The following is a 14,433-nucleotide window of genomic DNA, read 5'->3' as shown; positions in this document are numbered from 1 at the left end:
TTCCTATACAATCGAATTCTACTATCTAATTTTGTGTTAAATGATTTTTTGGAGCCAGACAGGAGTATTTTCATTCATTTTGTAAATGCTGTAGCCCACATTTTCATCAAATGCAAAAATTACTGTTTCATTAATTTTTGAAACCCTTTCAAGAGTTTGTGCATTATAGATAATCACCTCCCCATCACCGTCAAACAGGACAGCATAGGCTGTACGGTCTGATATTGCAATTCCGGCGCCTTTACAGATTTTCATCAAAATTGCCAAGCTTGAAATAAGAAGGGCCACATCTTTTGGGTTCCCTTTTCTATTTCTCAAAACTTGATCTGCTGTCATCAATCGGTCATTTTCCGGGAAAATAGAGCCCGGCTTTATATTTTTTCTTATCCAATCAAAGAGTTCTTCTATTGAATTATATAGATTTGCAGCTTTAATACATTCCATAGCTTTTATTGAACTGATAAGATAGGCCTGCAATTTATCTACCAGCAAGGTCTGGTATGAGTACTTTGCCCATGTAAATGGAGAGTACGGCCAGTCTTTGCTCATTTTTAAAACATATTTTTTAAGTTTCATACTAAGTTCAATAGGGGTATTACAGTTTTTGATTGAAAATTCAGGTTCAACACCGCAGGGAAGCGTGTTTACCTGCTTGTTCATTTTTGGTATTTTAAACAAAGGAATACCTTTAGCAAAAAATTTGCTTACTTCTTCATATACCTCAAAAGGCATATTACTTTGTCCGCTGCTATCAAGAAAATATACGGGAGAAAAAATTCTTGTGACTTCATTATCTCCGTACAATCGATTTTCAGTCATTGGCATAATATCATTTACATTAATAATATAGTAGCCTTTATCAAGTTTAAATACAGTAAGGTAATGAAAAGGCTGTGTCACGATAAACACATTGGTTCCCTTCATACCTCCGGCTCTAAGGATTGACCCATAAAACGATGTCAGTTCTGCGCAGCTTGCTTCCATGAAATGTTCCGAGTTTCTGCTGGCAAAAACTTCATCAATATTGAATTGGGGAAGAAGCGATAGCTCTCTAATAGAAATTTCCCCATCATTATGCTGAGCTTCATTGGTTTTTGAAATAATATTTTTTTTGCTGAAAGCATTGATTCTTTTAGCGTAAGTTGCAAAATCACAATCTCCCAGCAAAAAAGACAGTTTTGCAACCCTCAATGTCATTAAATCCGAGAGAAAAGCGGCACAGTCTATTTCCGGGTGTGTATTTCTAAAACGAACAGATTTAGATACCGCTCTTGCATATAGGTTTGCACTTAATGGGTCACAGGAATTCTTAAAAATCTCAATTACTTCTTTAGACTGTAGCAATTCGTTATGATATCTCTCTTCTTGATTTAAAGATTCGGTTCGAAAAATTATACCTGTTGAACCTATTGAAAAAGATTTGGTCTCAGTTTCATCATCTTTCCATGGCTTGTCATGAATTTTATATGTCTGGCTAACGATCTTAAAGGCTTCCTCATCTCGAATTATCACATAACTAAACGTAACATCTTCTGCATCATAAGACTTATACTTCAACCGAAATGTTACTTTTACATAATATCTGTTTGATGACTCTTCTCTAAAACCTTCTATCTCATACTCACACTCAGAGGGATTTTCAAATTTTACTGCGTAGCCGTTAAACCAACGTCTTAGATAGTATTCATTATAAGAATCCAACTCAAACCATTTTATAAAGTCCTCTACGTTTCCATTAATTAACGCCGTTGACTGTTGTTGCATCATATGCGTCAGGAGATTAGTATAAAATTCAATACTTTGATTGGTATGTACTAAATCATTTATCTTAACCACCCCCATAGACAAAAACTACAAATTAAACCGATTACTTTATCATTATTAAATTTACTATTACACCCTAGCTAACTGCATTTAAAAACATATTTCTATTTTGCTCTGACCCTAGTTCTCCGCTGATATATAAGCTTAGAAGCCTGATATTTTTAAACATCCCGTGGAAAATATATTTGTCGTCTACTTCTATTTGATATGTTTTTTCAATCCAAGTTACTGTATTCAAAATTTGAATTGAACTTAACTGTAAATCACTTTCTATAGAAAGCGGTTGAATATTAAACTCTTCTGATATATAGCGCTTGATCTCTCTAACAATTTCTCCATAAGAAAACATTTTATCACCTCTAATTCTGCATATTGATAACCCCTTCATTGATTAAAATCTTATTAACCTCTTTAATTTCGTCCAGTGCATGGCTAATTGCCTTACTATTGGGAAAGCTAATGACTTTCTGGGCAATGCTGCTGCAGTATCCACAGCTGTCACAGGATTTATGCCTGCAGTTACCATTTTTAAAGAATTCAATAAAACCATCCAGCTTACTGTTATCCATCTGAACATTTAAAATCATATATGCTCTTAGCAATCTTTTTATATGTTTTTTTGCAGCTTCATTATCCGAGTTCGCTTCAAAAACTTTCCCGCTGGTTCTCTTATTGTGAACCTGAACAATATTTAAAATATCAGCCAGATTGCCGTCATATTTTCTCTCATGATAACTTTTAACAACTTTAACAATCCAGTTGCTGGATTTACCTCTGTCTGTGATTTTAAATTTGTCAATTCCATAATCCTCATAAACGCACAAATCTTCGGGTCTTATCCAGTTGGATTTTATAATTTCAGTCGGATTATCAAATTTTCTGTAAATACATTTTAAAATACAGTAATCGATAAATACGTCTTCTTCCAAATCGCTTTTTTGTGAAGCATGACTCATTACATTATCATGATAAAACTGATAAGGACAGTGATGTAAACAGGTCTGATTGACCAAAACTTGAATTTTACACTTGACATTCTTTTGTATCTCCCTCAGCAAGTTTAAATCTCTATTTATATTTTCACGTACAGTAATCTCATCAACTCCTAAAGAGTCGTAAAATTTCGCTCTTTCCACGCTCTCTACCATTGCAAAAGAGGATAAACTCACTTTGATTCCAGGAAATTTATTTTTACATATTTCAATTAAGTAAGGATTTGCAATAGTGACCCAATCAACATTTATGCTTTCAAGCCAAGATAGGTGTTCTATTATTTCATCGCGTTTTTTTGCGAGAAATTCTTTATTTCCCATACACGAGCTATTTAGCAAATAGTTAAATTCAATCTTATTTTCATGAGCTTTTACAACAGCTTTTTCAATATCCTGTTTTGTTATTACGGAAAGACCGTTTGTGCCTCTACCACCACCGGTGATATCTTTGCTAGCTGCACCATAGATATTTACAACTGAACTATATTGCCCCAGTGCATCAATAAGCTTCAAATCACCGTTATACGATACCGAAAGTTCCACTTTCCTTCCCCCCTCATCTACATTTGTAAAGATATTTTATTTGAATTTACTGTTTCGTGTCGTTTAAATAAGTCAGTAAGTCCTTCTCTGATTGCTGGGTATTTCAATTTGTAATTCAAATCTTCTTTTATCGTTCTATTCGACATACGTAAAGATAACATACGCAATCCATGTATACTTAACCTTATCCTGTGCGGAATCGTATAATCCGCCACCCATTCCGGTTCCGAATATCCTGAAATTGAACATGCTTCTTCATAAAACTCTTTTTGTCTCACAGGTAAATCATCGCATATGTTGTAAATTTTATTGGTTTTATTGCTTTTAAATGCAAGTAATAAGAGTTCTATCAAATCATCTATATGAATTTTTGACGTATAGTTTGTACCGTCGCCAAGTATCTTTAATTTATAGTTTCTTAAGTTTTTAAAGGGATCATATTGGCCGTCTCCATATACTTCCGCTATCCTGAATATAATCCATGGAAATTGATTTCTTTCAGCTAATTCTAAAACTGTTTTTTCAGTTTTCAAAGAAATTAAACCAAAAGGGTGAGTCGGATTGGTATTATTTGATTCATAAAGAATTTCATCTCCGCAATCTCCATATACCGCACCATTACCAGCAAGGTAAAATCCCTTTAATGGAGAATTTTTAAGTTCATTTATGAGACCTTTTGTTCCATTTACATAAAGACTTGTCATTCGATCCACCGATGAGTGCAAACCCGCCATATGGAAAGCAAATTCTACATTCTTGCCGATCCCTTTTAATGTCTCAGCATTGCACAAATCCCCCTGGAAAACCTCAATGCCGCATTTTTTCAACTCTTGAACTTTGTCCATCTCCTTTGGAAGGACAAGTCCTTTTACCTTTATCCCCATACTAAGCAGCCGAACAGCAAGACGGCTTCCAATATATCCGGTGCATCCAGTAATCAATACCATTCATGTCACCCCATTCTGGAACGGATTTTTTTACCGTAGCGGCTTTGAGGCAATTCTTTAACTATTTCACAGTGCCTTGGAATCTTGTAATGGTTTAGCTTTTTACTTAAATATTCATACAATTGATCGGTATCCAGAATATCTTTATCATTTTTAAGTATTATTTTTGCACCGACACACTCTCCAGTATTCATACTTTTAAAACCATAGACCAAGACATCTTTAACCTGAGGGTATCCTTTTATAGCTTCTTCCACCTCTTCAGGATTAACCAAGAAACCGCTTACGTTAATAGTTTCTGATGCCCTCCCGGTCAAAAAGATATAGCCACTTTTATCCATATACCCCAGATCACCGGTATTTACCTTGTTATCTTTAAAAACCTCTTTATTCAAAGTCTCTCTATTGTGATAACCAAAAGAAATGTGACTCCCTCCTACGAAAATATTTCCCGGAACCCCTGGAGGCACTTCTTCACCGGTATCATTCAAAATTCTTATTATAACCCCTGAAAGCGGATATCCAACCGAATTACGCAACAATTCCAAATCATCGGAACGATTAAAAGATATAGCACCACCTTCTGATGAACAGTACAAGGAACGAATGGGAATAGAAGTTTTTTCATAGAAACTATCGAAAATATCTTTGTCTAAAAATGCCGAACTTGTAAAACAGAGCCTTACATTTTTCCAATATTCACTCTTTCTTAAGCTCATTGCTGTACACAGCAAGCTATACATATAAGGAACAGCATAAAAAACCGTTACATTTTTCTCAAAAACGTTCTTTATTATACTCCCCGGAAATGAGGCTTTTGTCATAACTAAAGTTGAGCCTACCGAAAATGCGGGAAGAAAAACTGAAGCTATTGTTGCCGGCAGCATAATGGATAATGGGGTAAAAAATACATCATTACTGGTAAGGTGAATTGCTTCGGCCAGTGATAATACATTCTCTTTCATTGCATCATGGCTGAAACAAACACATTTGGGCAGCCCAGTTGTTCCGGAGGTGTAGAATAGTAGTGCACAATCGTTGGGATTCTCTTCAATATTTTCATAACCGGTTTTTATGTAAGTAATTGAGTTATCGATATTGCAATTTACTTTTGTAAACTTCGTCTTGCTATCCTTCGACAAATTGTCCAAATTAATATCCTTAGTACTTATAATAATATTACAGCTACTGGCATCCACTGCGTGGATTAGTTCTTCACTATCCGTAAAACCATCCATTGGTACGGGAATACAGTTTATTTTCCACAGAGCGAGCCATAGGAAAATGAAAGTTATGTCATCATCTAAAGCCAACAAAACTTTTGTATTCTCTTTTAACTCTGCGCTGCCATCTGTAAGCTCCTTACACCATTTCCGTACTTCTCCTTGTAGATTTTTGCAACTAATCTTTCTATCCCCATATTCAATTGCAATTTTATCGGGATTTTTTTCAAATGTAGTTTCAAATAAATCTATTAATTTACTCATATTCCCGTTTGCAACCCCTCTCATACAAGTAGTTCAACTTTCTTTCGTCTGAACATCATGTTGAATTTAAGCCATATTTTTTCAAGCTCAATATTATTTTCACGCAAGGCAGAAATCCAATCGTTACAAATACTATCTATTTCCCTGTCAGACAAATCCCTTTCAGTCTTGTCTATCAGTTCCATAAAATATTCATACTGACAAATGCCCATGAGCTTTTTTCTTTGTTCATATAACTCAATATATTCACTCATTTCATTTTCAATAACCTTTAGCTGAGAGTCCTGTTCTTTCCACACATTATAGAGAAGTTGATCGAGTTTTATCTTTTCATTTGTATTTACATATGCTATGCTTTCTTGGGATTCCCCAATTTTTTTCATTGCAGCATTTACCCTGTGAATCCTTCCATCTTCATAGGCATAGTTAAAAATATAGCCCTTTTCTTCTGGCCCCATTAATAGTCCGTCCTTGGTTACATCAAAAAATATTCTGGAATCCGGCCACAAATCCATTGTCTGCCACCAGGACTGCGGATGGTATGCCATTTCTACTTTCAAAAGCAGCTCAGCGTTTGACCGCAACTCTGTAAAGGATGTATATGGATGAAACATAATTAAAAAACCGAACACATTGATGTTTTCATCTTTAAAAATACGATATGCTCTGTAATTATCATCTATAGAAGCTCTTTTCTTAAATATCTCCAGTGTCTTTTCAATACTTCCTTCATATCCAATATTCACTTCAAACAACCCAACATTTTTAAGTCTCTTGATTAAATCGATGTCATTTTCGCTCCATGATTCAGACCTTGTATAACAGTTAAACGGAATATGGATATTATTTTTCTCCATCAGACTCACTAATTCTTTAAGCCTATTTTTTCTGATTGGGTCAGGATCTTCAATTGAACTATCAATAATAGTATAAAACAATCGTTTGTCAGGAAATGACTTTTTCAAATACAGTATTTCATCCACAACATTTGCAGGTGATCTTCCTCTCCAGTTATATTTTTTTTCATATGTATAGAATCTGTTTGCCACACAGAAGGCACATTTTCCCATACATCCTCTCGAAGTTGAAATACCAGCAAATACATAATTATTATTCAGACTTTTTTCCTTTAATACGTCAATGGCTGGAAATGGAAGTTCATCAAGATTTTCAATCAATTCACGGTTTTTATTTTTTATTATTTCATCATCTTGTCTATAAGTGATACCTTCACAAGTTTCAAGACTTCTTCCTTCCTCCAATCGGTTTACAAGATCCAGCACTGTTTTTTCTCCCTCACTATTGACGACAATATCAATGTTTTTTTCCTTTTTTAATATATAGGTAGAATATAACGTTGCCGTATGTCCTCCTAAAAACACTTTGATATTAGGTTTTGCTTTTTTCAATAGCCGGGCCAGTTTAAAAATGTATTCTTCAGTTTCTCTATAAAAACTTATTCCAACAACATCAGGATCTTTTTCTAGTATCATTTCTGAAATAGAATCAACTTCTTCGGCTTCAAAAAGCATTTCACTCACTGTATAACCGTCTTCGCGAAGTACAGAAGTTAGATAGTGGATACCTAAAGTGAATTTATAAATGGTCACACTATTTCTTATTTCTAATAGAGCAATTTTTAATTTTTTCAACCTCTCCACCTCCCTTTTATTTGTAAAATAAACTCTAATTTCAACTTAACCAATCCTTAAGACAGCAAATATGGCCTTCATAGGAGTATAGTCAGAATTCTGCTGATAAAAAGTTGTTTTAATTTCATCAATTATAAAATTGCTATTAATAAAGTCGTAAAGCTCATCTTCCGAATAGTAATACTTTAGAACATCTTTCGTCAGGTGCTTATTATCGTTTGTTGCATATTTTAATAACAATATGCCATCATCCTTAAGTATTTTCTTTACTTGTCTGACATATGTTTCATAGTTCTCCTTGCCCAAAGCGTGAAGACATCCTCGATCAAATATATAGTCAAACTTTTTATTTAACCGTGTATCCAATATATTGTCTTCAATAAAATCAACATTGTTAACTTTCGCAGCAGTGTTCTCAAAGGCATATTTAACTAAATCTGTTGCTGTTACAGTAAAACCCAATTTTGCAAGCTCAACCGCCTGGGTTCCTGCTCCTGTTCCCAAGTCCAAAAAGGTACCCTGATTTAAATTGTTTTTATTTATATACTCAGCTAAATCCGGATCCAGCTCATTTACGGTCCATGGCATATTTTCTACAGAGTCCAGCAGGTACCCTATACTATACCCTGTATTCTTAATATCACCAACGGCAATATTGATATTATTTTTCCTGCTTAGGACAGCAATTTTTTTCATTTCTTCAAGAGATAAATTTGCTTTATATCCACGAATGATGATGATTGTTTTAATTTTTCCGGTAAAATTTATTTCTAAGATTAATTCAATATCATCAAGAATTTTTTCACTTTGCGGAGGAAAAATTATAGTATCAGGATATTCCGACTCTAAAAGGCTGTTTAAAAAGGTATGCATGTCTTTTTTTAAAGTTATTTTACCTGTATATTCACAGAAGGCATTATCTTTTATTAAAGTCTCTTCCTTATTCCATCCACCAATAAGTTCCACCGGAAAATTTAGCTGTTTCAAAAGCAATTCAATTCCCATAAAATTATTTTTGGTGACATTTGCAATGGCAATTCTATCATTTGCTTTTATATATTTAAGAGCTTCCAGTTCCACAATATCCCCCCACTTATATTAGTCTTATTCCTTTCCTCAGCAATTTAACCCTGAAACGTACCCACTCACTTTCAAGATAATTATGTTTTTCCTCTAACAAGTGGTTCCACTCTTCTATAATTTTTTCTTCTTTATGCAGTATCTTGCGGGCTTCTGCCAGTTCAACAAGTTCTAAAAACATCTCATTAAGTCTCTCACTAACTATTTTTGAGGTCTTCTTAAATGAATTAATGTATTCGTCCATTATATCTCTGACTTTTTCAAATTCATCATACTGCTCTTTCCAAACCTCATATAGCTTTAGCTCATAAGAAATCTTTTCACATGTATTTTCAAAATCATCAACTACAGGCAATCTTTTCAATCGCTCTACGGTTTTATAGAGTTTTTCCATCCTTCCATCGTTAAAAGAATATAAATAGACAAATTGGCTTTTATCTGTTCCAATAAGAAGTCCGTCCATTGCAATTCTATGAAATATTCGGGTATCAGGAAATACATATAATGAATGGAGCCAACTCTGCGGTCTATGGCCTAGCCCTATGTCAACTATAAACTTTGCATTATTTCGCAAATCATTGAATGTAACATATGGGTGGAACATAATAATAAGCCCACACACATCTACACCGTTTTTTGAAAATACCTCATAGGCTTTGTAATTGTTTTCAACAGAAGCACGCTTTCCAAAGGATATCAAAGAAGCTTCCGATCCACTTTCAAAACCGGGTGAAACGCGGAAAAGCCCACATTTTCTCATTCTCTTAATTAGATCTGTATCTTTTTCCGACCAAGATTCTGCTCTCGTCAAAAAAGAAAACGCTATTTTTATATCGTTTGATTCCAGCAGATCCACAAACTTCAATATGCGCGATTTATTCCTCGGATCAGGGTCTTCAAACGAACTGTCAACAAACTCTATTGCAATTCTTTTCCCGGGAAAATTGCTGATAATACATTTTATTTCTTCAATAATGCTTTCCGGATCTCTTCCCCTCCATTTTGCGTTTTTGACAATTTTACTAACCCTGTGGGAAACACAAAAATCACAATTCCCAAGGCAACCTCTTGAGGAAGAAATCGATGTAAATACTGTTGGAGAAGTGTCATCGTTTAAGTCTTTTGTAATATCATCCACTGGAAAAGGAAGCACGTTTAAATCCTTTATTTGCTCCCTAGGACCTGTCTTCAATATCAAATTGTTCTTTCTGTAAAAAATACCTTTTACATTCTCTATGCTCTGTTTTTTCTCAATATTTCTACATAACTCCAAATAGATTTCTTCACTTTCACCACAAGTAATTAAATCTATATTTTTTTGCTCCTTCATAATTTTTGCGGCATATAGAGTTGCTGTATGTCCACCTGAAATTGTTGTGATATTCGGATCAGATTCTTTTATATGGTCAAAAATTGCATAAACAGTATCTTTTATCTCCGGGTAAATCGGGATTGCTACAATATCCGGTTTCAGTTGGAGAACCTGTCTACAAACCTCCTCTACTGCCTCCCCTTCAAACACTTGAATATGCGTTTTGTATCCATTCTGCCTTAAAGTAGCAGCTATATATTGGAGACCAAGACTATTTCTCTGAAATAATGAAGTGTAGGGCCTCCATTCTAATAATACCGTATTCACATTCTCCCCCCCTTTTTTAATTAATAAAATAGTTGACATTATGATCTTATGTATTGATGCATTACATTCTGCGTATTTTGCCGTACCGACTCTTTGGAAGAGATTCTACAATTTCAATCCTTTCCGGTACTTTGTACTTGAGCAACATTTTTTTGCAAAACTCTATTACTTCCTTTTCTTCAATTTCAGCGCCTTCCTTTAAAACAACTTTCGCAATTACACGTTCTCCTATCATTGGATCCTTTTCCCCTAAAATCATAGCTTCACTAATCCCGGGATAGGATATCAAAATAGACTCTACTTCCTGGGGATTTACTAAGTGCCCACCTACATTTATAGTGTGTGAAATTCTTCCGGTTATGTATAAATAGCCTTCTTCATCAAGATAGCCCAAATCCCCTGTGTGGACCCATCCGTTTTTAAAAACCTTTTCTTCCAGTTCAGGTCGACAAAAATAGCCCTTAGACTTATGAGTCCCTGACACTAAGATCTGCCCTTCTGTCAACAGCGGCACTTCATTATCTTCTTTATCCGCAACTTTTATTTTTACCCCCTCCAGCGTTGTACCGCATGATTTTCTCAAAATCTCTATATCGTCACCTCCATAAAAAGTACAGTAGAAAGCTTCTGAGGAGCAAAAAATCGAACGTATAGGTACTCCCGTATATTTATAAAATTCATTGAATGTGTGGTTATCAAGAAATGCAGAAGTTGAAACACATAATCTTAAATGTTCAAAACGCTGGACTGCCTTTACACTCATTGTCTCATTCATTAATCTATAAAAATACGGTACTGCAAAAAATACAGTTGTACCTGTTTGAGCCATTACTTTCAAGGCACGCCGCGGAATTGGTTCATCAAGCAATACAAGTGTTGAACCGGCAGCCAATGAAGGTAAAATTGCAGTAAATATAACAGATGGCAGCGAAGGATTTAGAGGTGTCATAAAAACATCCTCAGGAGTCAGTTTAAAGGCTTTAATCAGTGACTCCAGTATAGCTACAGTTCCTTCTATGTCATAAATAACACATTTGGGAGCCCCCGTAGTTCCTGAAGTATAGGCAAAAAATGCACTGTCTTTACCGGAATCAATATCATTATCTGTGTTAATTTTTGCGATAACCCACGAAGGCTGCAAATTACAGTTAAATATTTCAGAATTTTTGGGCAAAGCATTTAAATGCTCTCTATTTTCACTGCATATAAGGTGAGGTTTTCCTGCCTCAATCGCACGAGTTAATTCCGGTGCTCTGGCCACTGGTTCCATTGGTATGGGTATTGCACCGATACTCCATAAGGACAACCATGAAGCAATAAATTCAAGTCGATGATCTGTACTAATAATTAATCTATCTCCTTTATTTACTCCTACAGACTCAAAAAAATTTTTCCAAGCATTAATTCTTTCAAATAATTCCTTGTAGGTTGTTTGCACATCATTAATAATAATAGCAACCCTTTCCGAATTTTGTGTGAGATGCTTTTTAAACATTTTATACAGCTTAGATTCGTACATCATCATGTCATCCTTTCTATAATTTATAATTAAATTTACAATTTCCACATATTTTTCTGCAGAAATCGCACAAATTTCCTTGATTATGAGTTTTAAATCAAAAATCACACTTATCCGTTTCTTAACTAGAAGCACTGGAATACTTTTTTATACTGTTTTTAAAAAACATGGCCGCAATTGTATAAAGAACGGCAGCGAAAACAGCTCCGGCAATTAAAATGAAGGGTGAAGCTTTCCCCGTTAGTACTTCTACAGGGATTGTAACAACAAAGCCAACCGGTATAACCCAGGTAAGTAAATTTCTAAAAACTGACGGATAAATCCGTATCGGAAAACGTCCCATTTCCATAAAACTATCGAATATCCATAATAATGGCGTTCCTAGATACCAAAAAGCTACAGAAGTCAATATTAGCATAATGGAATATAGTATTGTTATTGCTAGAAATAGAGCTGCTACAAACAACATAACATTTATAAATGTTATCGTAATGCTTAAATAAAAAATAGATAAACCAATAACTATCAAACTTACTAATATATCAAAAATAGATAAAGGGGACCATTCTCTAATACTAATATATAATTGTGTAGGTATAGGTTTGAGTAATGTAAAGTCAAAGCTTCCTGTCCACAAATCTCCATCGAGGCCGGATACTGACGATAATCCGGGAGCAAGAAATAGATTCTTAATGCTCTGAACAAACAGAAAACAACCTGTTACAGCAAGGGTTTGATATAGCCCCCATCCATTAACTGTTTCGACTGCTGAAAATATGATAAAAACACTTGCAATACTTCCGGTTATACTTAAAGCAGAATTAAATATTTTGATAATAAAGTCAAATCTAAATGCCATCTCTTGTTGAAAAGAGGTTTTAAAAAATAATACTGCCATGCTTTTGAATAATTTTAAATACTTCATTGTCTGCTTTCCCCTTTACTGTCCAACTGAGGCATATCGTTTTATACATTTTTTCCAAACAATCTTGTTTGTTATAATTACAACGCTAAGCCATAGCACCTGCAATATTATCCCTTGTACAATCATTGCCATACCCAATTTGCCAGTAACCAACTCAATGGGAAAACCCAGCATGTACCTGAAGGGTAAAAATACTGCTATTATTTTAACAAATCCAGGTAATAAAACAGTTGGAATTACTTGGCCAGCAAATAAAAAAACCAATAAATCATTCACGCTTAAAAGCGAATTTATTTTATTTGTTACCAAAGCCATAAGTGAAATGGTATAAGCAAATATAAACCTTAAAAGCTGTGCCAAAATCAGACACAAAATAAAAAATATAAGATTTATTACGGTAAGTCTAATACTGAACCCAAATAACAATACAATTACAGATATAAAAATAACAATAAAAGGCAAACATGCAATCTTCATTGCGATATCTGCAGCAATCGGTTCATAAATGGGCGGCAGAGGTCTTAAAAGCCAGGTTGCAAATGTTCCATTAAAGATACTATCACCAACTGTCCAGTGTGATATCGGATATGTAATCTGATTTACAAATATCATAATGGTATAATAGCTGATAAAATCACTTTGGTTAAAGCCGGATATTGAGCTATTTTCCGATGCGACGATCCATACCAGCATATAGATTAGAGGCAGTAACATCCATCCAAGCGTCAGTGTCCAAAAAAAGCCTTTTGAAGCCATATAGCTAAAAAGAGACTTTTTTATTAGTGCTATTCCGCCGCGAAAGTTCATACCGATACTCCTTCTCTATATACTTGATCAAACACAGCTTCAATGCTAGGGTCTTCTATAGTTAAGTCAGCTAAAGAGAAGTTATTTAATAATTCTACCGTTGCTCTTGAAACATCTTCTTTTTTAATTCTTAATGCGATAGACTGTTCAATTTCATTTATCAGCGTAGTTTCACATTTTAATAAGCTTTTTACTTTTTTAAAGCCAGCGGGTTTATCATGAAATGTAATTTTTATAAGCTTAAATGGCAATAACTTATTGCTTAATTCCATGAGTCCACCATCGTACATTAATTTTCCCTTATCAATAAGTATTACTCTAGAACATAAGGACGTTATATCCCCCATATAATGACTTGTTAATATTACCGTTATGTTATTTTCTTTGTTATATGTTTTTATAAACTCCCTCAATTTGATTTGTACAGAGATGTCCATTCCCAATGTGGGTTCATCAAGATAAATAATTTCAGGTTTATATAATAAAGCAACAGCAAATTCACATTTTGCTCTTTCTCCAAGAGAAAGGTTTCTAGGGAGCCTTAATAGAAGCTCCGATATGTTTAATAACTCTACCAATTCATCCAACCTTTTTTTGTAAACTTTATCTTCTATTCCATAGATTTCTTTAGTCAGATATAACGAATCTAAGACAGTTATGCTTTGATTTAGCTGAGATTTATTCCCTGTAATCATACTAATTTTTTTTAGATATTCACTTTTTCTTTCATAAGGCTTAAATCCAAACACTTCAACACTGCCGGAGGTAGGATACAAAAGGCCGGCCAACATTTTAAGCGTAGTTGTTTTTCCAGCACCATTAGGTCCTAAAAACCCAATTATTTCACTTTTTTTAATCTTAAAACTGATGCCATCAACAGCGACAACATTATTGTATATTGGATGTATAAGGCTTTTAAGAGATGAAATTAATCCATGGTTGCGAACAGGAACTTTATAAACTTTTCTCAAATTCTCTACGACTATTTCGGAATCCATTATGTTTCCTCCACAGGTGT

The 14,433-nt window shown here is 34.4% G+C and carries 12 protein-coding genes; all 12 read right to left on the bottom strand.

Translation table 11 applies throughout. The features are described 5' to 3' along the window. Positions 1 to 36: 36 nt before the first annotated feature. Entirely contained in the window at positions 37 to 1,842 is a 1,806-nt protein-coding gene (locus tag EFD62_RS01940; protein ID WP_069194547.1) for a hypothetical protein, read from the bottom strand. A gap of 58 nt (positions 1,843 to 1,900) precedes the next feature. Further along, positions 1,901 to 2,173 (bottom strand): hypothetical protein, encoded by a 273-nt coding sequence (locus EFD62_RS01935; RefSeq protein ID WP_069194548.1) that lies wholly within the window; start codon positions 2,171 to 2,173, stop codon positions 1,901 to 1,903. A gap of 10 nt (positions 2,174 to 2,183) precedes the next feature. Next, positions 2,184 to 3,359 (bottom strand): U32 family peptidase, encoded by a 1,176-nt coding sequence (locus EFD62_RS01930; protein WP_069194549.1) that lies wholly within the window; start codon positions 3,357 to 3,359, stop codon positions 2,184 to 2,186. Positions 3,360 to 3,376: 17 nt separating this feature from the next. Continuing rightward, positions 3,377 to 4,306: an NAD-dependent epimerase/dehydratase family protein gene (locus EFD62_RS01925; RefSeq protein ID WP_128705658.1), complete on the bottom strand. Its 930-nt coding sequence runs from the start codon at positions 4,304 to 4,306 to the stop codon at positions 3,377 to 3,379. Between the two features lie 5 nt (positions 4,307 to 4,311). After that, the gene (locus EFD62_RS01920) at positions 4,312 to 5,793 is read right to left on the bottom strand and encodes a class I adenylate-forming enzyme family protein (RefSeq protein ID WP_162302497.1); all 1,482 of its coding nucleotides are present in this window, start codon (positions 5,791 to 5,793) and stop codon (positions 4,312 to 4,314) included. A 20-nt stretch (positions 5,794 to 5,813) separates the two neighbouring features. After that, positions 5,814 to 7,445, bottom strand: coding sequence for a B12-binding domain-containing radical SAM protein (locus EFD62_RS01915; protein ID WP_069194552.1), 1,632 nt, complete (start codon positions 7,443 to 7,445; stop codon positions 5,814 to 5,816). Positions 7,446 to 7,490: 45 nt separating this feature from the next. After that, positions 7,491 to 8,525, bottom strand: a complete 1,035-nt coding sequence (locus EFD62_RS01910) for an SAM-dependent methyltransferase (RefSeq protein WP_069194553.1) — start codon at positions 8,523 to 8,525, stop codon at positions 7,491 to 7,493. A 13-nt stretch (positions 8,526 to 8,538) separates the two neighbouring features. After that, positions 8,539 to 10,164, bottom strand: coding sequence for a B12-binding domain-containing radical SAM protein (locus EFD62_RS01905; protein ID WP_069194554.1), 1,626 nt, complete (start codon positions 10,162 to 10,164; stop codon positions 8,539 to 8,541). A 61-nt stretch (positions 10,165 to 10,225) separates the two neighbouring features. Then, a complete protein-coding gene (locus EFD62_RS01900; RefSeq protein ID WP_144445240.1) occupies positions 10,226 to 11,731 on the bottom strand; it encodes a class I adenylate-forming enzyme family protein in 1,506 nt (501 codons plus the stop codon). Positions 11,732 to 11,804: 73 nt separating this feature from the next. Next, positions 11,805 to 12,608, bottom strand: coding sequence for an ABC transporter permease (locus EFD62_RS01895; RefSeq protein ID WP_069194556.1), 804 nt, complete (start codon positions 12,606 to 12,608; stop codon positions 11,805 to 11,807). 15 nt (positions 12,609 to 12,623) lie between these two features. Then, entirely contained in the window at positions 12,624 to 13,415 is a 792-nt protein-coding gene (locus EFD62_RS01890; protein ID WP_069194557.1) for an ABC transporter permease, read from the bottom strand. After that, the gene (locus EFD62_RS01885; protein ID WP_069194558.1) at positions 13,412 to 14,413 is read right to left on the bottom strand and encodes an ABC transporter ATP-binding protein; all 1,002 of its coding nucleotides are present in this window, start codon (positions 14,411 to 14,413) and stop codon (positions 13,412 to 13,414) included. The genes EFD62_RS01890 and EFD62_RS01885 overlap by 4 nt, the downstream gene beginning before the upstream one ends. Positions 14,414 to 14,433: the final 20 nt, after the last annotated feature.

The sequence above is a fragment of the Acetivibrio mesophilus genome, from assembly GCF_004102745.1.
Classification (GTDB): Bacteria; Bacillota; Clostridia; order Acetivibrionales; family Acetivibrionaceae; genus Hungateiclostridium; species Hungateiclostridium mesophilum.
The sequence above is the reverse complement of the archived record's forward strand: the minus strand, read 5'-3'. Positions and strand labels throughout refer to the sequence as shown.